We start from the raw sequence: 22,132 nt of genomic DNA, 5'->3' as shown, positions 1-22,132 counted from the left end.
GTCCGCAGGAGCCCTCGATGAACGAGCATTCAAAGACCAAAGAGCAACTCATTACCGAACTGAGTGAAATGCGGCAACGAATAGCCGAGTTGCAGGCGTCATTGACAAAGATGGAGCACGTGGAGGGGAAGCAGGACAAGCAGGCCATGAGAAGTCCCACAGGCGAACCCGAAGGCCGAGTCCGGAATCGAACAATTGACCTTGAATCCACAATAGAAGAATTGGAAAAAGAAATCTCGGCTCGCCGGGAAACAGAAGCGGCATTGCGCGATAGCGAAGAGAGGCTGGGCCTCGCCCTTGAAGCGGCGGAGCTGAGCTTCTGGGACTGGGACTTGACCACCGGAAAGGCCATTTGGAGTTCCCGTTCCTTCGACATGTTGGGCTACTCACCCCATGACTTTGGGGCCGATGTCAGGACTTGGAAAAGAATGATTCACCCTGACGATTGGCCTAATGTCCGCAAGGGATTGAATGACCATCTGGACGGCGCGCGCCCAACCTATGAGGCCGAATATAGACTTCAAACCAAATCCGGTGATTGGGCATGGATCGCGGCACGCGGAAAAGTCGTCGAACGCGATCCAAACGGACAGCCGGTACGAATGCTCGGAACGAGTCAGGACATCACTAATCGCAAACGAGCGGAAGAAGAAATCAGAAATCAAAAAGAGTTTTTGAACACCGTGGTGGAATCGTTGAGCCACCCTTTCTACGTCATAAATGCCGACGACTATACGATTGAGCTGGCAAATAGGGCTACCAAGATACCTTCGCTGGACGACAAGCCGACCTGCTACTCGGTCCTCCAGCACAGAGATAGCCCATGCGACGGGCTGGAGCATCCGTGTGCGGTCGAGCGTGTAAAGAAAACGGGCGGTCCGGTGGTACTCGAATTCGCGTATCAAGATCGAAAAGGTAGACCAAGATGCGCTGAAATCCACGGACACCCGATTTTTGACGCCCAAGGACGAGTTGTTAGGATTATTGAATATTCTCTGGACATTACGGACCGAAAATTGGCTGAAGAGGCCCTACGCAAGTCTGAAGCCAATTTCCGGGCGGTTTTCGATTCAATGAATGAGGCCATTTTTGTGCATGACATGGCGACCGGGGAAATATTGGATGTTAACCGGAAAATGTGTGAAATGTACGGTTACCCCATAGAAGAGGCTCTCCGCCTCACGATCGAACAGCTGAGTTCAGGCGAACCGCTGTATTCCCAGGAAGATGCCGTTAAATGGACCAGGCTGGCAGCGCAGGGGCAACCTCAGCTATTTGACTGGCATGCCAAGGACAAGGATGGGAGATTGTTTTGGGTTGAAGTCAACCTCAAACGGGCCGTCATAGGCGGACAAGATCGCCTGCTTGCCGTTGTCCGGGACATAAGCGAACGCAAGCTCGCTGAAGAAGAGAGAGAAAGGCTGAGGTCTCAGCTTCTCCAGGCGCAAAAAGTAGAGGCCATCGGCACTTTGACCGGCGGCATTGCACACGATTTCAACAACATGCTGACCGTCATCCTCGGATATTCGGAAATGCTCCTTATGGACAGGGATGAAAACGACCCGGCTTATGCCGACCTCCAGAAGATACTTCAAACGGGACGCAGTGGGGCAGAATTGGTCCAGAGGCTAATGACGTTCGGCAGAAACGCGGAGACAAACTCCGTCCCACTGGATCTCAACCGTCAAGTGCGAAATCTCGAAAGGTTATTGTCTCGAACACTGCCCAAAATGGTCCAAATTGAACTGCGCCTGGGCGAGGGGTTGGCGCCGGTCAATGCAGACCCCGCACAAATGGACCAGATGGTGATGAATCTCGCTATCAATGCTAATGAAGCCATGCCCGAAGGTGGAAAACTCACTATTGAGACCGCAAGCAAGGCGTTCGATGGGGTGTCCTCCGCCCCTCATCCCGGGGTTACACCAGGCGACTATGTAATGTTGAGTGTTTCGGACACGGGCGCGGGAATGGATAAACAGACGCAGGAACGGATTTTCGATCCTTTCTTTACCACCAAAGGTTGGGATTCACGTAAGGGAACCGGTCTAGGACTTCCCGTCGTGTACGGAATTGTCGAGCGTCATGGCGGTTGCATCGAATGTGTAAGCGAACCCGGCAAGGGGACCACTTTCAACATCTACCTGCCGAGGCTTGTCGACGGCCCTTCTTCCGGTCTGTCGGATTCAGGAAAAGCCCCGGAACAGGGCACTGAGACAATCCTGCTGGTGGACGACGAAGATCTTGTGAGAGAGCTTGGAGAGCGAATCCTGACCAGATCAGGCTACAAGGTGTTGATGGCGGAAAATGGAGCGGAAGCCCTTGAGGTCTTCACGAGAAATCAATCTGAAATCGGTTTAGTCATTCTGGACCTTGTGATGCCGGGACTGGGCGGCAAGCAGTGTCTCGCTGAGATGCTCAAGATTGACCCTTCTGTAAAAGTCCTGATAGCCAGTGGCTATACTGCTGGGGACTTAAGGACTGAAGCTGTCGACCTTGGGGCCAGGGGGTTCGTCGGCAAGCCTTACAATGTGAAACAGATGCTTCAGGCGGTTCGAGCGGTGTTGGATGACAGGTGATAGTGTCCTCAATCTCCTATTTATCTTGTGTCCACATTCTCGCTATCGCGGACTAGGCTGAAGACCTGGACCGGCGCTTGCACGTTCTTGAAATTCATCAATCCCCTGTCAAACAGCTTGGTATCTTCACGCACTCTTGAAGCCGTCTCCGGACCAACCAGAATATCCCCGTGCTTTGCCGCGGATGCTATCCGTGCCGCAACATTCGTCACCGGTCCGCTAGCTGTAAAGGTCATTCGGGTCCCTGAACTCCCCGCGAATCGGTTCATTCCCACCGCAGCGATCCCCGAGTTGATACCCATATTTACTTCCACCGGCGCGAAGCGGTCCTTCAACTCATCGTTAATCTCGAGCGTCTTACCTCTAATCTCCAGGGCTGCTTTGACCGCGCTCAACGCTGTCTGTTTCGGCCGGCCCTGAAATATGACCATGAGGCCGTCACCGGCCGTCTCGTTTACGTCTCCCCCATCATCGCTTATGATATCGAAAAAACTGGAGAAATACTTCTCAATAATGAAAGTCACCTTATCTCTGCTCTGAGTCTCGCTGATCCGAGTATAACCCGCCACATCCAAAAACAGGACCGTGACGTCTATGTCCTTTTTCTCCAAATCGGGCGCGGAAGGGTCTTTTTCCACGATCCTTTGAACCGTGGAAGGAACAAACGGCCGCAGATGCTCAAGAATTCTGTCCACGGTAAGCTTTTCCTGGGACATTCTCCAGTGGTTGCGCGCGTTCTTGATCACGTTACTGGCGAGTTCGACCAGGTCTTTCAGCAGCATGAAGTCTTTTTGGCTCAGACCCTCACTGCCGGGCCTTGCTATTGCATCCAGGACGGCCAGCGGTCTGTCGCCTTCACAAATCGGGAACACGATTTCGGAGAAATTTGCCGGCGGCAATCCATCCACTGCCGGATGGCCTCCACTCTCGCCCGGGAGAAAGCACACAGCCGCGGAATTCTGGCCTAATGCACTGTTTATCGTTCCTCTGCCCCTTTTGCAAAGCTGGCAATTGATTCTCTGCTTTTCCACCGCGCAATGAAGGGGGCGGGTGTAATGCTGGGCTTCCGGGTCTATTACGAGAAGGCAAACTTCGTGCAATTGAGGGAGGGTTGTTCTTGCTTCGTCCCTTATCATTTCCAGCACTTCGCCGATATTCATGGAAGATGTCAGCTTCTGGGCCACCCGGAATACGTTTTCAAACCGTTCCTTGTACATGGTTTTGCCAACGGTAAGGAGTCGTTGGGCTCGGTCATCCATGATGAACTTGTCGCCATCGGGACCCCCTCCCAACTCGGAGCCTTCCAATTCAAAGACTTCTTTGCCAGACCCACAAATGGGGCAGACCCACGAATCCGGCAGATCATCGAACGGTGTTCCGGGAGTAATTCCGTTCTCCGGATCGCCCTTCGCAGGATCGTAAATCCATCCGCAGGTGCTGCATTTCCACTTCGTCATGTAACCTCTCTCAGTGATTGCATTTCGTAATTAATTTTAAACGAGGGAGAACGCTTGTGCAAGCAGCCTCGGGACATTGTAACATCGGCCTGGGTCTTAACCCGTCGTGGGGTTCAGGGCGCCTCGCGAAGCGACACACCTTGACAACGGTGTTACGGAGTAATAATACATGACTCGAAAACTTCCACTGTCTTGAGGGAAAAGCGCCGATGAAAAAAGAAAAGCTGGACATCATCACATTCAAGGTTCCTGAGTCTCTCAGGGATGCTATGAAAGGTATTCCCAACAGGTCCGAGTTTATCCGGGCCGCAGTGGTTGCGGCTCTCGACAGCATCTGTCCTCTTTGCAAAGGGACAGGAGTGATAATGCCCCACCAGCGGCCGCACTGGGACCTATTCGCGAACGAGCATCATTTTGAGGAATGCGAAACCTGCAACGCGATTCATATGGTGTGTGATCGCAACCCGCAAGAATCCGCACATGTTCACGGGTCTGATTAGACCGGCTGCAGTAGAGGAGGGGCAGTCAATTTTGCACCCTCGGAGGTAATTTTCCATGCGTTATCGCCTGGCCGCAACAATGTGGTCGTTGCTGTTTGTCACGTGCCTTGCTCTGACTGCCAATGCCCAGGATAAACCTGCGGGTAAGATAAACGTTTTCACAAGTATTTTGCCTACAGCTTATTTTGTGGAACGGATCGGCGGCCCGAATGTGGAAGTGAGTGTATTGGTCGGCCCCGGGCAGGACCCTCACACTTTTGAGCCCACCCCGAAACTCATGGCCAAATTGGCCCAAGCGCGAGTGCTTTTCAAAATGGGATTTCCCTTTGAGAAAACGCTAATCAAAAAAGTGGGATCGACATTCAAAAACGTTCAAGTGGTTGACTTGCAGCAAGGGATAGAACTGAGGGGCATGACTGAGGAAGAGGAGCACGGCCATGGGGATGCCGACAAAAAGGATGAGCACTCCCACGAAGCAGGTGAAATGGACCAGCATACCTGGCTTGATCCGCAACTCGCCAAGATCCAGGCTCGAACCATAGCGGACACACTGATCCGAATCGACCCGAGCAACCAGGCGCAGTATGAGAAGAATTTGAAAGACTTTCAGACTGATTTGGATGCGGTTCACGACCAACTGACAACAGCCCTGGCGCCCGTGAAAGGCAAGAGTTTTTTTGTTTTTCACCCGGCATACGGGTATTTCGGGGACGCGTATGGGTTGAAGCAGATTGCAGTGCAATTGGGGGGTAAGGAACCCACGGCCAGACAACTCGCAAGATTGATAGAGCTGGCCAAAAAGGCCGAGGTGAGAGTCGTCTTCGTGCAGCCCCAATTCTCGAGGAAAGGTGCAGCGGTTTTAGCTAACGCCATCGGCGGGGCAGTGGTCCCCCTGGACGACCTGGCCCCGGACTATTTGAAGAATTTGCAGGATATGGCGGCTAAGCTGGACTCGGCACTTAAAGGGCAGAAAAAGTGACCGGCTAATGGGCGCATCCACAACGAGAGGTAGAGGCAATGAGCGAAAATGACGCGTCCGCGATTTCCATAAAAGGGTTGTGGTTTTCCTATGACAGCCATGCTGTGTTGGAAGACGTTAATCTTTCCATTCCACAAGGTGATTTTGTTTCAGTGGTCGGACCCAACGGCGGAGGTAAAACCACCTTGCTGAAGCTTATTTTGGGATTGCTCCGCCCAACGCGGGGCGAGGTCCGTGTGTTTGGGGTAGCCCCTGGGCTGGCAAGGCCGCGAATTGGATATATGCCCCAGCATTCACAATTGGATTCGCAGTTTCCCGCAACAGTTATGGATGTGGCCCTGATGGGACGACTTGGACATGAGAGAAGATACGGACCTTATTCGAGAAAAGACAAACAGATAGTCAGTGGGGCGCTCGATCAAGTGGGGCTGTATGGTATGCGTAAGCAGTCCTTTTCATCAATTTCCGGCGGCCAGCGCCAAAGGCTGCTCATAGCCCGCGCTTTGGCCTGTGAGCCGGACCTCCTGCTCTTGGATGAGCCTGCTGCCAGCCTGGACATGGTTATGGAAGGTGACCTGTACGAATTGCTGCGGACCTTGAACCAAAGGCTCACAGTAGTTATGGTTTCTCATGACCTAGGATTTGTCTCGAGAGTGGTCAAGAGTGTGATCTGCGTTAAGCGCAAGGTCCTGATGCATCCTACCAGTGAAATTACGGGCGAGATCATCAACGACATTTATGGCTCCCCGATGAGGATGGTGAGACACAACGGTGAGGGAGTCGACAGTTGCATCAATTCCTAACTGACTTACCACAATATCCCTTTCTCCAACACGCGCTGTTGACGGGAATTCTCGCGAGCGTGGCCTGCGGTATTATCGGGACCTACGTGGTAGTCCGGAGGATTTCTTATATCGCCGACGGGATCGCCCACGCGGTACTAGGCGGAATGGGCGCGGCTTTATATCTTCAGAAGATGTATCAATGGCATGGAGCCATGCCGATATATGGAGCCGTAATCTCGGCAATAATCGCGGCCATAATTATCGGCCTTGTAAGCCTTTGGGCGAAACAGCGGGAAGATACTGTCATCAGCGCTCTTTGGGCGGTGGGAATGGCGGTAGGGATAATCTTTATATCCCGGACGCCCGGCTATAACGAAGATCTTATGGGATATCTGTTTGGCAACATCCTGATGGTGTCAAGCAGCGACTTGTGGATGTTGGCCGTGCTCGACACAATCGTAGTGGTCATGGGGCTGCTGTTTTACAACCAATTTCTGGCGGTCTGTTTTGATGATGAATTTGCGCGGCTGCGAGGTCTGAGGGTCGAATTCTTCTATCTTTTGTTGCTCTGTTTGGCTGCTCTTACCGTGGTGGTTCTTGCCACCGTGGTCGGCATTGTGATGGTTATAGCTCTATTGACGCTGCCGATAGGGATTGCAGCTTTATTTTCCAGGACTTTGTGGCGTATGATGGTCATTTCCAGCGTTCTATGTGTCTTGTTCACGACATCCGGTTTGGCGCTGAGCTATGGCCCCGACTATCCGGCCGGTGCCACGACCATCATCATTGCCGGCGCGGCGTACCTTGCCGCCACGACCTTCAAGTTGGCTTTGAGTCGCGGCAGATTGTAGGTTGTGCCCAGTTCTCCGCGTAACTGAAGAATTACTTTTTTCGTAATCATTCAGTTATGTGCGGGAGCGCCTCCCATGCCCCGAAGGGGCAGCCCAAAAGTAGCCACGGGCGTGAGCCCGTGGAGAATGGTCCACACAATCATTTGGATCACCGGCCCTGGAGGGGTCGACCATAAATGTGAAGTTGGACTTCGGGATTGGGCGACCCCTTCAGGGCCGGTGATCCAGGGCTGTGGGAGTGCTTCCGGTCCACGGGTTACACCCGTGGCTACCATTGGTACGCCCCTTCAGGGCTCAGAATCCCTTCTACCCCCGCAAGACTGAATGCTTACCTTTTGTCCTTGTTGTAAATGGTGTTTTTGAGATGTTCATGATAAAGTTCAGAGGTCCCATCGCTATAATCCAAAGTACCATTCCATGCCGAGAATTCCGAAAAGCCTCATTTGGATTCTACCGCTCATAATTATTGCTCTGGAGCTGTCCATTAGACTCCTGGAACGAGGCTTACTGGATGGTGAAGTTGGGTCGCTCCACCACTTTGTTGTGACTGACGGGGACTTCTTTTACGGTCGTCCCGGAGCCAAAGTAGTACAGCCCGAGCGGTACGGAAACACTGTCTATTCAATAAACAGCGACGGCTTTCGAGAAAGGGAAATCGGAGTACAGACGCCTGAAAAAAAGGTTGTCTTTCTCGGTGACTCCGTCACGTTCGGATTGTATGTCGATCACGCTTTCACATTTCCTATCCTTCTTGAAGAAATGCACAACAACAAGTTCCCCCAAAGGGCCCCAATCAAATCAATCAATTTAGCGATATTTGCATACGCTCCCAAACAGGAGCTGCAAGCCCTAAAAAGAACGGGTCTGAAATTTCAACCCGAACTAATTGTGCTTCAACTTTACATGAACGACTTTCAACCTCGCGTCGTATCCGTGCCCTCGCGCATGCAAGTGCTGCGGCAGCGCCTCTTTGTATTGAACGAACAGGTGATGTCGCGCGTCGCGTTATTACGCCGAGGTCGTCAGGCCGTACACATGCTTTCGTACCAGTTACTCCATGACCTGAGACGCAGACATTTTGTTGATACCCTTAATGACGCGGACGCCAAAAGAAAGGCTGAGATGTTTCGCCGGCTGCCGGACGAAGACATTGATGGTTTCAGTGATGTGGAGCAGATCCACACGCAGGCCAAGGAGGCAAATGTTCCGCTGGTCGTAATGCTGATCCCGAATGAAGTGCAGTTGCTGACTGACAAATTCGATATCATTAACCAGAGAGTAAAAGACTTCTGCCGACAAAAAGGAATAGCCTTTGTCGATCCTCTTCCCAGCATGAGGAAGTTCAATGAAAAGATGATGCTATTCTGTGACGGATCGCATTTGAGCGTCCTAGGGCACGCATTCGTAGCAGAATGGTTGTTCCCGATACTTTTCCAAGGAGGATCGGGACGAATCTCGCCAAAGATCTGAAGTTGCCGGGTAGGGAGCGAAGTGGCGTTACAAATGCTCGGGCAACTGCAATCGCCGGCAAGGAAGTCATGCGGTCCTGAGAATGGTTCTCCCGCGTTGTCGATGCTGCGTACTCTGCCCTTACGACCCCCAAGTCGATGTTGAGTCGCGGCAGATTGCAGGTCGAGACTCTGCTCTTCTTCGTAACCGAAAGCTTACTCTGAAAGCGGTTTTTTCCCTTGACTTTCATGCCGAAAGCTCATATCGTGGCCTTCTAAGCAGTTGTTGTAACAGTCTTGGTTGGTTCCTGGCTCCTGTCCCGCTTGGAGTGCAGTGGGGGGCTTGAGGGGCAACCACCTTTGGCTCGGGGTATGGAGAGGGCAAATGGGCAGAACACGTGTGCACGCGCGTACTGTGATAGCCGTGATGGCTTTGGCTTGGTGTCTTTCCCTATCGGCCTATGCACAAGAGTTCCCGGCATTTGGTACCGGGTCCGCTGCGTTGCCAAACTCATCGATCGACTTCAACACATTCTTGCAAGGAGCCTGGCTTAGCAGCCTGGGGCTGGGAAAAGCGAGCCTGGGAATCTTTGCAGGAGGCGGAACGCTCAGAGTATCTCACACCATTGAAGCCGGCCCCAATTTCGTGGCAGCTATACCGGGTTTTCACGATTTTGACGATTTCTCTCACGTGCGAGAAACCCCGCTTAGAGACGCATTCCTTTCGTTGGACGGGAGTCTGACCGCTCGAGGATTCGATTTCATCAAAGTCAGGTTTGAAACCAACATAGGCCGCGTCACACAGTTCAGACAATGGACGGACCCTGGGGTCCAACATCCGTTTGGCTGGCATTCACGTTACGCTGTGGGCAGTGTCCTGCGATTGCCGAACAATGAAGAGGGCATAATATATCTCGATAATAGAAACCGAATATGGACATGGGACGTAATTGGGCGGATTCCGGGCTTTTGGGGCCTGGATATCCTCCTGGAATACAAGTGTAGCACCATAAGGAGTTCACTGGACCCTTACTCCGCAGAAAACCCAGTCCTTGGGACCCGGTACTTAGATCCGAACGTTGGGTGGCGCAATAACTGGACAAATGCGATCCCCAGCACCACCTCTTTCAATATGGCTCAGTTTTTCAAATGGTCTGGGCCGTTTGTCGGTTTGAGCTGGAGAAATCCTCTTTTACCCTGGGGAGGACTAGGGTACCTGGATTTTGTGGCGTCGCCCTTTTTGTTTGGCAAGTATGAATTCAACTGGGGAGCAGCGTATGAGGACGGCTTTTTCTTTGTTCGGGGCTGGCAGGCGACTCAAATTGTTGGCTGGGATAGGATTGGACTTGAATTGCGCGGAGGGATTAGCTGTTCACTGTTCGGAAACGTTGCGCTGGACCTGGCAGGGAAATACACATACATCAGGTTGCGTGGCTCTGACACCGAGTATCAATCGATGGCTAACAACTTCCTTGCCACTACCGCCTATGTCCAGGGCGCTCAGGAGTACGTGACAGCGACTCAGAATTTCTGGCAAATAGGAGGAAATTTCAGCTTAACTTTCTGATGATGTCCAAGCATCCACGATTTCCCGACCGTGATGACTTCAGGGTCGGCTTCCGCATGTCTGTCCCTTCCTTGTCGTCCGCGTCCCTCCTGGCTTGCAAAAAATGTCATCTTCTTGGTCGCTAATGGGTATGAAAACCACCCTCAAAAAAGGCGGTCGGCTCAAAAAGCTGTTGACGCGGCAGACTCGCTACAGTATTCTACAATGAAATAGCGGAGTAATTTCACGCATGATTAGTTTCTGGCGGTTTGGCGAGATTTCTGAGTTTTGGAGATGGTATTATTCCACCTCTCTACTTTACTGACGCTCGCTCCGGCAGCCCGGCAACAGCTAAGCAATAAAAGACGATGCGGAGCAAGCGCTCCGCATCGTCTTTTTCGAAGCACAAAAAAGATGATGATCCTAACCACCAAGGCGACGAGCAGAGGGCGGAACCGTCCGGCCTTCCAAAAGGTGAAGCACCGTAAGCCAAAAGCCCACGCTTCCGGGCCGAGGCAAGGGTATGGAGCAGGTATTCCTAATCAAGGATCACCCCCATGAGCAAGACCGGACATCGGATTGATCCGAACGAGGCTTCCGCGGACATTCGCGGTGGTATGGCTGATGTACAGCTGATGGCGAAGTATGGACTGTCCGCGCGCGGTCTCGTAGCTCTCTTTCACAAATTAGTACAAGCCCATCTTATGGCTGAAGAGGAACTTCATGGCAGACTCACCGAAGTCACCGACAAGATAGAGCTGGCTCCCTTATTTGCGGTGATGATGGAAAGAGGCCTGGAGGCACTGCCGGCCTTGAAATGGAAATTCAGGACCGGCGGGTGGGTTTTTTCGTCACCGGTCGTTTCGTATGACGCTGTTTTTTTTGGTAGTTGGGACAAACACCTATACAGCCTGAGTCGGGACACCGGCCAACTTCGGTGGAAGTTCAGGACTGGGGATGTCGTGCGCTCGAGCCCCGCATGCGATGCGGAAAGGGTATACGTCGGGAGTTGGGACAAGTGCCTGTACGCTGTGGATGCACGGACGGGCCAAGAAGTTTGGAAATTTCCGACTAAAAAGGAAATCTGGTGCGCTCCCGCGACGGTCGGAGGAAACGTTTATGTCAGCAGTACTGACGGTCACCTTTACGCCGTGGATGCTATTGACGGTCATTTGAGGTGGAAGTTTCGCCTTGGCGGCCCACTGTTCAGTTGGGTGGAGTCCGCGCCTGTCGTCGCAGGGACGTCGGTTTTCAGCGGGAGCCACAAGGGAAAACTTTTTGCCCTGGATGCCTATTCGGGGAAATTAGTTTGGTCGTTCGCGACCGATGGATCGATTCATTCTGCACCCCGAGTAAGTGGCGGAAGACTGTTCTTCGGTAGCCAGGACGGTTACCTGTATGCTCTGGAAGCCGGCTCGGGAAAGCTACTTTGGCGCTACAACGCGGACGTGCCAATCTACACGTGTCCGGCAGTGGAACGGGATGAGGTGTTCTTCGGCGGGTCCGACGGCACACTCTATGCCGTGGATGTGGAATCGGGGAGGCTGCTTTGGACCTACTTCAAATGCAGGTCCTTTTTGTCCTCTGTGGCAGTTTCACGGGGTGTGGTCTATTTTGGGAGTTCCGACAAGAATCTGTACGCGGTGGACGCAGACCAGGGCCGTGAGCTGTGGAGTTACTCAACTGGAAACCAGGTCTTCGCGGCCCCCGAGGTGGTCGGCAGGGTGATTTATTTCGGAAGCAACGATGCGTGCCTGTACGCGATTGAAGAAGGGGCTTTCCGAGGTAGCTTGCATGTGTGAAGCCTGCCCGCCGCGTCTAGTGTTAGTCCCTGCTGAGGGTTTGACCGCGAGGCCTCAGATCTTCGACAAAGATCCCGATGTATCTCGTGCCTTCGATTCTCATGGATCTCAGGTGAATCCTGCCTAACATGCGGTCCGGCCCCTGCCCCAAGAACCCTTCGACTTCCAGAGGGATCCTCTGTTTCAGAACAGTGTCGACTAGCCTCTCGCCGTTCTCGCCGTCCTGGGGATTCGGAAACAATGTTGAGAAGCGTCTGTCCGGTCCATCAGGGTGACTTTGCAGGAGTTTGGAGGATGCGCGATTGGCAAACGCGATCCGAAGGGATTCGTCCACGAGAAATACCGGGATGGGTATGGCTTCCAGTAGCTTGCCGATCGAACTGCTTTTGAACCTCCGTAAATCGAAGCTTCCTGTTGCCGAAACATCGTCGGCCAACAAAGAGCCCAGATCTACGGTAGCTTCTGAAAGGCCGACCGTCGCGGAAAGGGGAAAGACGCTTCCTTCATCATCCTCGACGGTCTCGCTAATGAATTTGTAACCTGCCATTCGCGACTCCTGACGTGCTCACACCGCTGGGCATCTTTTGAGTGAAACCACCTGAAGTTCGTTGTACAAAACCAAATTATTACGCGCGGCCAGGGCAAAGTCAAGCTGCTTGCAACAATTCAGGTAGTCGTGCAGTTTCATGGAGAAAATAGGGGCTCTCGGAAGTTCTATGCCGGTTGCCCGTCCCCTCCGGGCTTCCTGATCGGCGCTCTCGGTTTCCCCTGGCTTAATGAAGGGTTTTACCACTTGCCACAATTCTTGACCGTTTGTACAACCCGAACTCTTAGAAAACCAGTAGGGACCAGAGCCTGCCCCGGATCGCGGTCAGGGGTCTCTGTCACGCCAGGGGCGTGATTGATTTATATTGGCAAAATGTGCCGGCACGGAGGCCGGCACCTACTACTTTCTCGGAACCGCTTTGCGCAATCGGGCATTATTTTTGACACTTGCCACAGCAAATTAAGGCAATGGCACTCCGGGTATATTCAAACGAACCCTGTAAAGGGAAGATCTGGCCGTGATGTACAAAGTTCTCCAGTCATGGTCTCCCCAAGATAAATTCGCGGGAAGTTCCGGGACAGGGATAATTCCCAACCTTTCTGCCTCAGGATTCAGTACCCAAATGCCTCCTTTGCCCGTGACATAAATATTGCCTTCTGAATCCACCTTCAGCCCGTCCGGTGCCAGCGGATCTCCTGAGATCGCGGCAAAGACGCGACCATTTGATGTCCCTCCATCGGCGCCAACATCAAACACGCGAATATGATTCATCTCTGTGTCCGCGATGTAGAGCAAGGATTCGTCCGGAGAAAACGCCAACCCGTTGGGCACCGAATCATCCACCAAAAGCCTAAGCTCGTCTCCATTCGGTGACAGCCGATAGACCCCAAAAAACGGGAGTTCTTGAGGTTCGAACGTGCCGAATGTCGGATTCAAACCGTACGGTGGATCTGTGAAATAGATACTTCCGTCGGATTTTACGACCACATCGTTTGGGCTGTTGAGCTTCTGGCCCTTGTAATGTGAAGCTATGGTGACTAAGGTACCGTCCTCTTCCGTTCGAGACACTCTCCTGTTTGCATGCTCGCAGGCTATCAGGCGCCCTCCTCCATCAATGGTCAGACCATTCGATTTACCGCTCGGGAAACGAAAATCCGAAATTCCGTCTCCCGGCGTCCATTTTCTTATACGGTTTCCCGGAATGTCGCTGAACAGTAGATATCCGCCCCTCGAATTCCAGACAGGTCCTTCCGTAAATTGAAATCCTGTTGCCAGTCTTTCGACCGTCATGTCTAGCGGCGCAATACGTTTAAATCCAGAATCCATCTTCCCTTTCCATGTCAGAGACCTCCGGTTCAGGCGGAGCTGTCGTGTGGGCTTCCGGTTCTCGTCGGGCTTCAGGAACTACTCACTTGTCAGGCCACTTTTGCTTCCTTAAGGGGGAGTTCAACAACGCCCTTTCCCGGAACGCAATTAACATCGTTTTGGTTCTTTAACCAAAGATCCAGTTCCACATATCCTTTTCCATCGTCAATATACTTTTTGACAATCTTACCCCCGCAGGCAAGAATATCCCCCGGTAACATGAAGTTACGGAACTGGACGGACAGTTTGCGAAGTTCGCCTTTTCCCCCTGCCCAACTGCTTAACAGTTCCGCGTAATAATCCCCTGCCATGTTCCCGGGCGCTACCACGTTGGGAAGTCCGCGACGCTGAGTGGCAAACGGATAGTCAAAGTGAATTCTATCCATAAGCCAGACAGTTGATAAATACATTAAAATGTTTACCGTGGTAACTTCTTTTTCCAATGAGGGGATTTCTTGGCCCTCGGTGACATCTTCAAAGAACACCTGATTATTCATTCTCTGACTCCTTGCGTGGCGTAGCGATCATGGTGACTCGATGCTTGGCCAGAACTTCTGCTTTTTGATTCGTGTAGACAAACTCGGAAGTCACGAAAATCAGCCTTCCACTCTTCCCTTCTTTTTCACTCATATCGACTATCTTGCCTTTAACCGTCACCTGATCGTTTGCATAAACGGGTTTAAGGAACTCTATTTCCTCACCACCACGCACCCAGCCCAAAGCCCAAGCATTGGGGATCTCGGGTACGCCGACAAAAGTTGCGAGACCATCTTCGCCTAATTCTTTAGCCGCCTTCTCTGATCCTGGTACCCCAACCGCCCAACTGATATAGTTCAGAGGGGCTGCCAGACCACCGTATTTCCCCTTCTTTGCGGCATCTTCATCAAAATATATGGGATTGAGGTCGTCTATTGCTAGGGCATATCGCCGGATGTCCCTGGCCAACACAGGTTCCCCCGTATGTGTTCCGGTCTCTTGCCCGATGTACTTCTTCCAGTCGAGGCTTTCCAACAATGATTCCGTCATGACTCCTCCTGCTTATTTCGAATTTTGCCGTTCCTGTAAAGATTATTGCCTTGGCAGGGGCCGGCGCCCCCGTCGGCCTTGTCGACGCCCCTGCATGAAGTCGCCTGGAACTAAAGGACTACCGATTGGTCAGGCAGGGTTTCTCGCTAGGAGATGAATCCGCCGTCGGCCCTCAGGGACGCCGGCCCCTACCATAGCGAAGCCGGCATATCCGGATTTGGCTGCACGAAATTATGCGCTTGGCAAAGAATGCCTCACTTTCGCGGAAATCATAGCGCCGACCACATGGTATCCGTGCTTGTTTCTCATCGCCTACTCCTGTAGGGGCGACCGGTGGTCGCCCTAATACGGGCGCACGCCATGCGCCCCTACAGGAATTGGAGATGCAGCTTTGGATGATGACCAGCTAGCAGCCTCTCATTTGCCAAGTGAACAATTCCGTGGCTGCAATAGCCACCTCCTCTTCGGAAAGCGGAGGTGGCTGCCACCGTAAGTGCTTGAACCTTATATGTCGGGGTTTGGATTTGGGCTGGTCAGCCCTTTTTTAATGTACCGAGGGCCGGCCTTCAGCATCAGGGCTTCCGTCAAGTTTTTCTTTCATCCTTTTTCTCAAACGGTCTGCTATGTCCTCGGCCAATTGCTCTTTGTTTGACTGGGAAGCAAGGCCTTGGACAAGGGCGTCCAGGCCGACCTGTACCTCGTCATTCGGTCCGGGCAAAGCTACGATGAGGGTCTTAGCGACCTGGCCCACCCCGATCCTGACGCTGTCTTTGTGTTTGTGTCTCCCCACTCCCAGTTCATATTTGAGTATGTGCGGAGTGGCAGCCTCGGGGTCTAGAATCAGTACCGCCTCGATAGTTCGGTCTTTGTCTTCGGCGCCTACCCCGCCCGTAGTAATCACCAGGCCGTACCCGTCATCGGCGGCTTGCCTCAAATGTGCCGCGATCAGCATTTCATCATCCTTGAGGGTTGGCCCTAACTTCACGGAATACCCTTCCGAGTTCAGCCGCCGGCTAATAGCGGGGGTGTTGGTATCCATCACCAGGCCGCCGGCGACTTCAGCTCCCGTGGAAAAGACAACGGCCGTTTTTTCCAATCTTTGCCGGATGTCCTCCGCCATCATTTCTGCCCTCTTTAAGGCCTTTCTTCCTTGGGCAGACTCCATCGCTATCCAGCTCAGCATTCCCTTGGAAGAGACAGAGGTCCGTTCGGTGATGCCTACCCCGGGGAGCTTGGATAACCTCTGTAGCAATTCATCTTTTTTCGCGACAATATTATGGGCATCCAGCCCTCTTTTTAGGATGTCAATCACCAGATTGTCGCCCTGAACGTCCGTAACGAGCAGGTCTTTGCGTTCTAAATTGAGCGTGTCCGCGGCCACATGGGCAATCTCATCCAAGTTGACGTTCTTCAGAGATATTCCGTTCACAGTCAGCTCGGTCTTGTTGAGCAAATCAAATTCTGCCACTTGGAAAAACCTCTCTCAACTTTTCATGTCGATGACTTCCAACCTCATATCCAAAATCGGAGCATCTACGATCTGTCTGCCTATATCCAGGATGTCGAGGTCCAGATTTTTCAGCTTGCCTATGGTCTCAATACTCACCCCGCCGCCAAAGGCCAGTTTCACCTTATTGCGCAAACCCAGCCGAAGCAGCTTCTCGGCAACGGGCTGAACGTCGTCGGGGTTGCCGGTATCGATAAAAACTATACTGGCGCCAAATTCCGCCGCCTCACGAGCCTCTGTTGCAATGTCCGCATGTCTGCCCTTTACCTGGATCACTTTCGAAGAACCGTTCAGATGGGCCACAGCCTCAAGACTCTTCTTTATTCCTCCCAACAGCTCAACATAGTTCTTGTCCAAGTATACAAACGGGCCGGGTTCCATCCTGCAAGCCGCTCCTCCCAGTGTTACGGCTTCGCGGATCATTTCCTTAAGAGCCGGAGGCATCTTCTTCCAAGCTCCACAAACAACTTTAGGCCTTCCGTCGGTTGCCTTAACAAAGTGGTGCGCACTGGTGGCAATTCCGGATGTTTTTGCCAGCAGACCGATTAACACGTCTTCGGCCATCACTATCTGTTTGGGGCTCCCGCCAAACCTGACTACTTCATCGCCCTTCAGGACATGGGCCCCGTCGTCGAGAACCTTTAAGAGAGATAACCCCTGTTTATCCGCTTCGTTCTTTGCCGCTGTAATTCCCGCAACAATCCCGTCGGTTTCGACTATGATAGACGCGGTAACCCGTTTCGATTGAATATTCCTAAATATATCGTCTCTAATGTCCAATGCGTTATACGTCATTCCCTGTCACCGTATTCACGTGTTGGTTCACCGGGCTTCCACGCCTTGGCGTGGTACACCCGGTGAGGATGGAGGGGGAGACCATCTCCCCCTCCAAGCCTCCCCCATCGTGATTCGGACCGGTTCGGCTTGTGCCGTTGACCGGCTAGGTATTCACAAATGCTTCACGCCAGGGCCGTTTCGGGGTCGATGCCCCGTTGCCGCAACCATTTTGGCATAAGCACTTCGTCAACCCTTTTGCTCACTTCAGGCGCCCGCTTCAACATGTGGTCGGCCAGAGATTGGCTGCATGTCACAGCCCCGAAGGTCCCGTCAAACACAATGACATTGTCTGTCTTGGCGATGCTCCGAGCGAATGCCATGGCGGTCTCAAGATTTTCGGCCGTCACTACGTACCGCATGAAGTCATGATTCATAGGATCAGCCCCCAGCATATCCGCCAAGTCCCTGCCCACGACTATTGTGGGAATATGGGTAGGGAGTTCCATTTGCGGCACCCCCAACCACAAGTGATTCATCACAAGGGCCTTGATGGCAGGATTGACCGATTTTAGCTTGGGCCCCGGCTGTTTCTCATATAACCCATATCCGAGGCTTACAGGTATTTTGTCCAGATCGAAAAGATCCAATTCAGCTTCAGTGAGATTGCCGAAGGTCGTGCCGCCGCCAACCATATAGCGCGGTTCGCCCGTAGCGTCCATCACGGCTATGCATTCCTTTATCTCACTCAACAGTTCGCGTATTTTTCCATACGACTTAAAAGCGATCATCATGAGCCTTCGGTCAAGCTCATAAAGATCGTTACCGGAGTCCACCCCTATTATGCCTTCCGGGGAGGTTACTAGAAAGGAACCAAAAGTGAATTTGCTTTGAACAAATGGAGAATCAAAAATAACTTTTGGTATGAAATTGCTGCTCCGCGGCCCAAAATTGATGTGAGCCACCCCTCTTGTTTCCATTCTGGCATAGGACATGGCAAAGGGCTTAATCGCCCGGTTGATCATCCGATGCATGTCCAGTTCCCTTAATTCGCCATGATGGGCATGAACAATCCAGTCAGCGTCGTATACCTTTGCGACGCCGTAAAGTGTTCCGATTTCAGTTTCAATCGGTATTCCCTTGTCAATTGCCCTGACTGATCGCGCTCGTCCCTTAAAACATTCATCCAGTTTGTAATGCTTAATTATTTCGTCCGGTTCCCTGATCCTGAATCCGGTAGCCACCCTCAAGCGGATGCGCTTACAGCCGGTTCTTTCTTCTACCGTGTCTTTTATCGTCTTGATCATTTCGGTGTAGGCGTCCCCGCCCATGATCTGAAATCCATATTGGGAGGACAAGATGTTGACCGTATGGTCCGGCTGAATCATGGCCATGTTGACGTCTTTCAGGCTCTCCCGTGTCGCGTTCCTGATCACAGACAGATCTCCGCCCTCTATGTATATTTCCTCCGGAACATCCGGAAACAGTTTTCTTACTCCCAGAGCCCCAATCCATGGAAGCTCGGCTGCTCTCTTACGCGGCTCGGGCCCGTAAACCGATTTTCTAATAAACGATGGGGAAGCCTTCTTCAGCATATTTTCCCTCTCCTTCCAAGCGCGGTGAAACTTTAAATTTTTCTGAACACTTCCTTGTCTTCCTCAAGAAAATGTCCGGGATATTTCTTTATGACCTCTTCAGGAACATCCCACAACGTCTGTGTTGAATCATACCAGCGGTAGCCTTCGGGCGGGGGGACCTTCACGCCGTGAGCCTTGAGCAATCTCATCATGGTTTGAAAACAGTAAACGGTGCATCCCGAACGTACACCAGTCATTAGAGCGATCTCCTCCGGCGATTTGGCGCCCTTCAAAACCGCGGCAGCGCCCTCTCGAACTCGCGTTGCACTGCACAAACAAAGCCACTGGTGAGGATGCAGGTGCGCCTTTTTGCATAATTCGACCAACTGCGTTTGATCTACCTCCGAAGGGTCCACTCCTAATTTTAATGGCTCGGAGCGAGGAACCATCTTAATCGCATCCTCCGGGCATATGCCCGAGCAATTAGGACACGCCAGGCATTTCTTGCGGTAGACCTTGGCTTTCTTGTTCACGACTTTAATTGCTTCAGTGGGGCATACGTTTTCACAAGCAGCGCAGCCCATGCATTTTTTCTTGTTTACTTGAGCCAAGAACTTGATTTCAACCATGTTTATTCCTCTCGTCTAAACTTTAGCCGCCAAATGCTACCAAAGCTTCTTTGAAACAACGGATGGGGGCACGGCATGCCGTGCCCCCACCGGCTCGCCGAGGTGTTTATCTCAATATCAATGATTCGATGAACAACCTACCTCATTTCTTGGGTATCCGGAATGTGGTGGTCGGCATCCACTCGCTCACAGGCTCCAAAAAGCCTTTACGAACGACCCAATATCTCACGTGTTTCGGCCCTATATGATCGTCCGTAACGTATGAAATGGGCTTGGTTAACCCCATGCAGTCGAAATTCTTTATCCGATCCAGTCCATATTTCTTTAAGGTTTCGCCATTGAGCTTGTCCGGCGTAACCTCGTCTAAAGCAAGACGGATGCCCTCGGCAATGATCATCCCGGACAGGATGCCATTGATATACATGTCATTCGGCCTCTCACCGGAATGATTCTTCTCCCAAAGCTCTTTGACAAGTTTCATTCCCGGCGAGTCTTCATATTTTGGACTCTTGGACATCGGCTCATAGAAGTATTCCCCCTGATATCCTTCTGTCAGCTCAGGACCACCAAGGGCTATCACGTCACCCAGTGTGGCGGCCGCGCATTGGGTACAGGGGATATTTAGGTTCATCGACTTCGCGGAATTGAGAACAACGACCGCTCCGGGCGCGGACGACAGAACGAAAATGCCTTTCGCTCCAGCTTCTTTCAGGCGTAACAACTGCGGGCTGGCGTCAGTTGTCCCTTTTGGGATGGTTTCTGTCACCAACTTGATTCCCTGCTCCTTTACGAAGGCATCTATCTCCCACAGGCTCAGGGGCACAAATGGCTCGTCCGTCGCCACACAGCCAAGCACCAAAGTCCCTCCCGGTTTTCCCGCCTTTTCCCAATCGGTTTTCAGCCACACTATCCAAGACCGGATCATGTTTGCGACTCCGGAATGATAGTTGCCGTAAGCCCAATCAGACCAGGGGCTTGCCACACCGTGCGAGCCTGTCACCAATGGAATTTTGGCTTTTTCATAGTCTGCCCGCAAGGCGTCCGAATGTCCGGAGGCACAATGAGTGCAGACAATCATCCCTTGCCCCTGAAGCCTGGCGAAGCCGTCTTTGGCTTTTGTAGCGACGTATTGAGAATCGTATGAAAGATACTTGATCTTCACTTTTCCTTTGCTACCTGCAATGCCCCCGTTTTTTTCGTTGAGATAATACAGGTAATCTTTCGATCCCGATTGGCACATCATATGAGTTCCGCTGGTAGGGCCTGTCATGGCGCTCACATTGCCTACCATGACCTCTTTGACGGGGCCCTGAGCCCAGCTAACTGGAAACGGTGATGTTATCACGGTGGCTACCAAGAAAAAGACCACGGCCCAAAACATTCTTGCTTTCATAACATCCCTCCATATGGTTTGTGTTCGGCCATCCGAGTTGCCGGCTCTTAGAGGTAGTTGCACGACTTATGGGTTGTTTGAAGATTAACCGGAGAGGAGGCCTGCCGGTAGCTGAAAGTATTTGCAGTGACTGAGAGGTTTTGCAGCCGCCTGTGATGGCAGTGCTGAGGGCGGAAGTAGATTAAAAATAAGTGTAACACTGGATCTCGTTTAGAGCATCGGCAATTTCGCCGCCTCAGAATCCAGCCGCTCTAGGCATCGAGATGGAACATGACTGCAGCACCTCCTCTCAGACTCAGTACCCGAAGGGCCATAACCTATAGTAGGCCTTAATGAGGTTCCAGCGATGAGACAAACCTCTCGGTTCAAAGACCAGAAAGAATATCGCTACGCCTCCGATAATTGTCAAAAGTAAGCCGCTCCCGGCCCCGATTGGCAAAAAGGGCAAATTTCCTTCCAACATTGGTCCGATGACAAAGATTACTTCTTTCAGAGCGGTTATGAATATCACACCGAAAATGGTTCCTTCAATGCTGCCCAACCCACCCACAATGATCATCACCACGTACCAAATGGAGTCTTGGAGCGTAAAGGATTCAAGTTGTGCCCACATCATGTAGTGTACAAGTAAAGATCCTGCCACTCCGGCATAAAATGTACATACAGTGAACGCAATGAGTTTATAGCGAAAAATGTCGATGCCCATCGCTTCAGCAGCCTTGTCATTGTCTCTTATGGCTATAAAGGCTCGGCCCCACTTGGACCGGATCATGTTTTTCGCGAAGAAGGTCATCATGACGGTAAAAAACATAGCGACATAATAGAAATTCTCGGGTGTGTCGAAAACAATACTTCCCAGTTTTATGGGCTCCACAGTGAAACCAGCTGAGGTTATCGGGATATAAAAAAGCGCGATCCATGTAAGGATGATCTGTGCCCCAAGAGTTGTCAATGCCAGGTACAACCCCTTTAACCGCACGGAAGGTATACCGAATATGGCTCCGACACAGGCGGAAACCAATCCCGCAGGGATGACGCAAGCCCAGAAAGGCCATCCCAGGCCCAAGTTCAGTAGCCCTGATGTAAATGCTCCCACCATCACAAAAGAGGACTGACCAATGTTGAGCTGCCCGCAATATCCGGTTAATATGTTGAGTCCGAGACAAGTTATGACAGTGATTCCGACCCCGATATAGAGCCTTAGCAAATAACCGCTGTTGAGACCCGGAATGAGAGGCAGTGCAAAAAGAAATATCAAGGACATGACCGCCAATATCCTTTGGGATCTTGTTTTGATAATTCGCATATCTTTTTTGTAGCTGTCAGCATAAATGCCGCTCGGCGGATAATATGATGTGTGAGCCATCTTG

19 protein-coding genes are annotated in these 22,132 nt (G+C 51.9%); 8 read left to right on the top strand and 11 right to left on the bottom strand.

The genetic code is table 11. The features are described from left to right. Nucleotides 1–17: 17 nt before the first annotated feature. Nucleotides 18–2,576 (top strand): PAS domain S-box protein, encoded by a 2,559-nt coding sequence (locus HY913_21015; protein MBI4965772.1) that lies wholly within the window; start codon nucleotides 18–20, stop codon nucleotides 2,574–2,576. A gap of 20 nt (nucleotides 2,577–2,596) precedes the next feature. Here the strand turns inward: HY913_21015 and HY913_21010 are convergent, their stop codons facing one another. Next, entirely contained in the window at nucleotides 2,597–4,033 is a 1,437-nt protein-coding gene (locus HY913_21010) for a rubredoxin (protein ID MBI4965771.1), read from the bottom strand. Between the two features lie 209 nt (nucleotides 4,034–4,242). Between HY913_21010 and HY913_21005 the strand changes: the two genes are divergently transcribed. From HY913_21005 to HY913_20975, 7 genes are all read left to right on the top strand, one after another. Continuing rightward, a complete protein-coding gene (locus tag HY913_21005; protein MBI4965770.1) occupies nucleotides 4,243–4,533 on the top strand; it encodes a CopG family transcriptional regulator in 291 nt (96 codons plus the stop codon). Between the two features lie 55 nt (nucleotides 4,534–4,588). After that, a complete protein-coding gene (locus HY913_21000) occupies nucleotides 4,589–5,512 on the top strand; it encodes a zinc ABC transporter substrate-binding protein (GenBank protein MBI4965769.1) in 924 nt (307 codons plus the stop codon). 38 nt (nucleotides 5,513–5,550) lie between these two features. After that, on the top strand, nucleotides 5,551–6,315 hold the full coding sequence (locus tag HY913_20995) for an ABC transporter ATP-binding protein (GenBank protein MBI4965768.1): 765 nt from the start codon (nucleotides 5,551–5,553) through the stop codon (nucleotides 6,313–6,315). After that, nucleotides 6,300–7,148, top strand: a complete 849-nt coding sequence (locus HY913_20990; GenBank protein MBI4965767.1) for a metal ABC transporter permease — start codon at nucleotides 6,300–6,302, stop codon at nucleotides 7,146–7,148. Before HY913_20995 ends, HY913_20990 begins: the two co-directional genes overlap by 16 nt. A 417-nt stretch (nucleotides 7,149–7,565) precedes the next feature. Next, a complete protein-coding gene (locus HY913_20985) occupies nucleotides 7,566–8,618 on the top strand; it encodes a hypothetical protein (GenBank protein ID MBI4965766.1) in 1,053 nt (350 codons plus the stop codon). Between the two features lie 363 nt (nucleotides 8,619–8,981). Next, the gene (locus HY913_20980; protein ID MBI4965765.1) at nucleotides 8,982–10,163 is read left to right on the top strand and encodes a hypothetical protein; all 1,182 of its coding nucleotides are present in this window, start codon (nucleotides 8,982–8,984) and stop codon (nucleotides 10,161–10,163) included. A gap of 536 nt (nucleotides 10,164–10,699) precedes the next feature. Further along, nucleotides 10,700–11,944 (top strand): PQQ-binding-like beta-propeller repeat protein, encoded by a 1,245-nt coding sequence (locus HY913_20975; protein MBI4965764.1) that lies wholly within the window; start codon nucleotides 10,700–10,702, stop codon nucleotides 11,942–11,944. Nucleotides 11,945–11,966: 22 nt separating this feature from the next. Here the strand turns inward: HY913_20975 and HY913_20970 are convergent, their stop codons facing one another. From HY913_20970 to HY913_20925, 10 genes are all read right to left on the bottom strand, one after another. Next, nucleotides 11,967–12,491 carry a PAS domain-containing protein gene (locus HY913_20970; protein MBI4965763.1) on the bottom strand — a complete coding sequence of 175 codons (525 nt, stop codon included), beginning with the start codon at nucleotides 12,489–12,491 and terminating at the stop codon, nucleotides 11,967–11,969. A gap of 459 nt (nucleotides 12,492–12,950) precedes the next feature. After that, on the bottom strand, nucleotides 12,951–13,817 hold the full coding sequence (locus tag HY913_20965) for an SMP-30/gluconolactonase/LRE family protein (protein ID MBI4965762.1): 867 nt from the start codon (nucleotides 13,815–13,817) through the stop codon (nucleotides 12,951–12,953). Between the two features lie 89 nt (nucleotides 13,818–13,906). After that, on the bottom strand, nucleotides 13,907–14,353 hold the full coding sequence (locus tag HY913_20960) for a hypothetical protein (protein MBI4965761.1): 447 nt from the start codon (nucleotides 14,351–14,353) through the stop codon (nucleotides 13,907–13,909). After that, on the bottom strand, nucleotides 14,346–14,882 hold the full coding sequence (locus tag HY913_20955) for a MaoC family dehydratase N-terminal domain-containing protein (protein MBI4965760.1): 537 nt from the start codon (nucleotides 14,880–14,882) through the stop codon (nucleotides 14,346–14,348). The genes HY913_20960 and HY913_20955 overlap by 8 nt, the downstream gene beginning before the upstream one ends. A gap of 544 nt (nucleotides 14,883–15,426) precedes the next feature. Continuing rightward, complete coding sequence (locus HY913_20950; protein ID MBI4965759.1) at nucleotides 15,427–16,350, bottom strand: competence/damage-inducible protein A; 924 nt, start codon at nucleotides 16,348–16,350, stop codon at nucleotides 15,427–15,429. Between the two features lie 15 nt (nucleotides 16,351–16,365). Continuing rightward, nucleotides 16,366–17,184, bottom strand: a complete 819-nt coding sequence (locus HY913_20945; protein MBI4965758.1) for a quinolinate phosphoribosyl transferase — start codon at nucleotides 17,182–17,184, stop codon at nucleotides 16,366–16,368. A 164-nt stretch (nucleotides 17,185–17,348) separates the two neighbouring features. Beyond that, a complete protein-coding gene (locus HY913_20940; protein ID MBI4965757.1) occupies nucleotides 17,349–18,758 on the bottom strand; it encodes a hypothetical protein in 1,410 nt (469 codons plus the stop codon). Between the two features lie 32 nt (nucleotides 18,759–18,790). Beyond that, nucleotides 18,791–19,369 (bottom strand): 4Fe-4S binding protein, encoded by a 579-nt coding sequence (locus HY913_20935; protein ID MBI4965756.1) that lies wholly within the window; start codon nucleotides 19,367–19,369, stop codon nucleotides 18,791–18,793. A gap of 142 nt (nucleotides 19,370–19,511) precedes the next feature. Continuing rightward, the gene (locus HY913_20930; protein MBI4965755.1) at nucleotides 19,512–20,762 is read right to left on the bottom strand and encodes an ABC transporter substrate-binding protein; all 1,251 of its coding nucleotides are present in this window, start codon (nucleotides 20,760–20,762) and stop codon (nucleotides 19,512–19,514) included. A 295-nt stretch (nucleotides 20,763–21,057) separates the two neighbouring features. Continuing rightward, nucleotides 21,058–22,128, bottom strand: a complete 1,071-nt coding sequence (locus tag HY913_20925) for a branched-chain amino acid ABC transporter permease (GenBank protein ID MBI4965754.1) — start codon at nucleotides 22,126–22,128, stop codon at nucleotides 21,058–21,060. Nucleotides 22,129–22,132 lie beyond the last annotated feature (4 nt).

It is taken from the genome of Desulfomonile tiedjei, from assembly GCA_016212925.1.
Lineage (GTDB): Bacteria > Desulfobacterota > Desulfomonilia > Desulfomonilales > Desulfomonilaceae > JACRDF01.
Note: the sequence above shows the minus strand (reverse complement) of the source record. Positions and strands in the feature narration are given on the sequence as shown.

Excerpts from the sequence above, each read along its gene's own strand:
- HY913_21015 (MBI4965772.1), top strand. The coding sequence starts at position 18 with ATGAACGAGCATTCAAAGACCAAAGAGCAACTCATTACCGAACTGAGT.
- HY913_21010 (MBI4965771.1), bottom strand. The coding sequence starts at position 4,033 with ATGACGAAGTGGAAATGCAGCACCTGCGGATGGATTTACGATCCTGCG.
- HY913_21005 (MBI4965770.1), top strand. The coding sequence starts at position 4,243 with ATGAAAAAAGAAAAGCTGGACATCATCACATTCAAGGTTCCTGAGTCT.
- HY913_21000 (MBI4965769.1), top strand. The coding sequence starts at position 4,589 with ATGCGTTATCGCCTGGCCGCAACAATGTGGTCGTTGCTGTTTGTCACG.
- HY913_20995 (MBI4965768.1), top strand. The coding sequence starts at position 5,551 with ATGAGCGAAAATGACGCGTCCGCGATTTCCATAAAAGGGTTGTGGTTT.
- HY913_20985 (MBI4965766.1), top strand. The coding sequence starts at position 7,566 with ATGCCGAGAATTCCGAAAAGCCTCATTTGGATTCTACCGCTCATAATT.
- HY913_20980 (MBI4965765.1), top strand. The coding sequence starts at position 8,982 with ATGGGCAGAACACGTGTGCACGCGCGTACTGTGATAGCCGTGATGGCT.
- HY913_20975 (MBI4965764.1), top strand. The coding sequence starts at position 10,700 with ATGAGCAAGACCGGACATCGGATTGATCCGAACGAGGCTTCCGCGGAC.
- HY913_20970 (MBI4965763.1), bottom strand. The coding sequence starts at position 12,491 with ATGGCAGGTTACAAATTCATTAGCGAGACCGTCGAGGATGATGAAGGA.
- HY913_20965 (MBI4965762.1), bottom strand. The coding sequence starts at position 13,817 with ATGGATTCTGGATTTAAACGTATTGCGCCGCTAGACATGACGGTCGAA.
- HY913_20960 (MBI4965761.1), bottom strand. The coding sequence starts at position 14,353 with ATGAATAATCAGGTGTTCTTTGAAGATGTCACCGAGGGCCAAGAAATC.
- HY913_20955 (MBI4965760.1), bottom strand. The coding sequence starts at position 14,882 with ATGACGGAATCATTGTTGGAAAGCCTCGACTGGAAGAAGTACATCGGG.
- HY913_20945 (MBI4965758.1), bottom strand. The coding sequence starts at position 17,184 with ATGACGTATAACGCATTGGACATTAGAGACGATATATTTAGGAATATT.
- HY913_20940 (MBI4965757.1), bottom strand. The coding sequence starts at position 18,758 with ATGCTGAAGAAGGCTTCCCCATCGTTTATTAGAAAATCGGTTTACGGG.
- HY913_20935 (MBI4965756.1), bottom strand. The coding sequence starts at position 19,369 with ATGGTTGAAATCAAGTTCTTGGCTCAAGTAAACAAGAAAAAATGCATG.
- HY913_20930 (MBI4965755.1), bottom strand. The coding sequence starts at position 20,762 with ATGAAAGCAAGAATGTTTTGGGCCGTGGTCTTTTTCTTGGTAGCCACC.
- HY913_20925 (MBI4965754.1), bottom strand. The coding sequence starts at position 22,128 with ATGGCTCACACATCATATTATCCGCCGAGCGGCATTTATGCTGACAGC.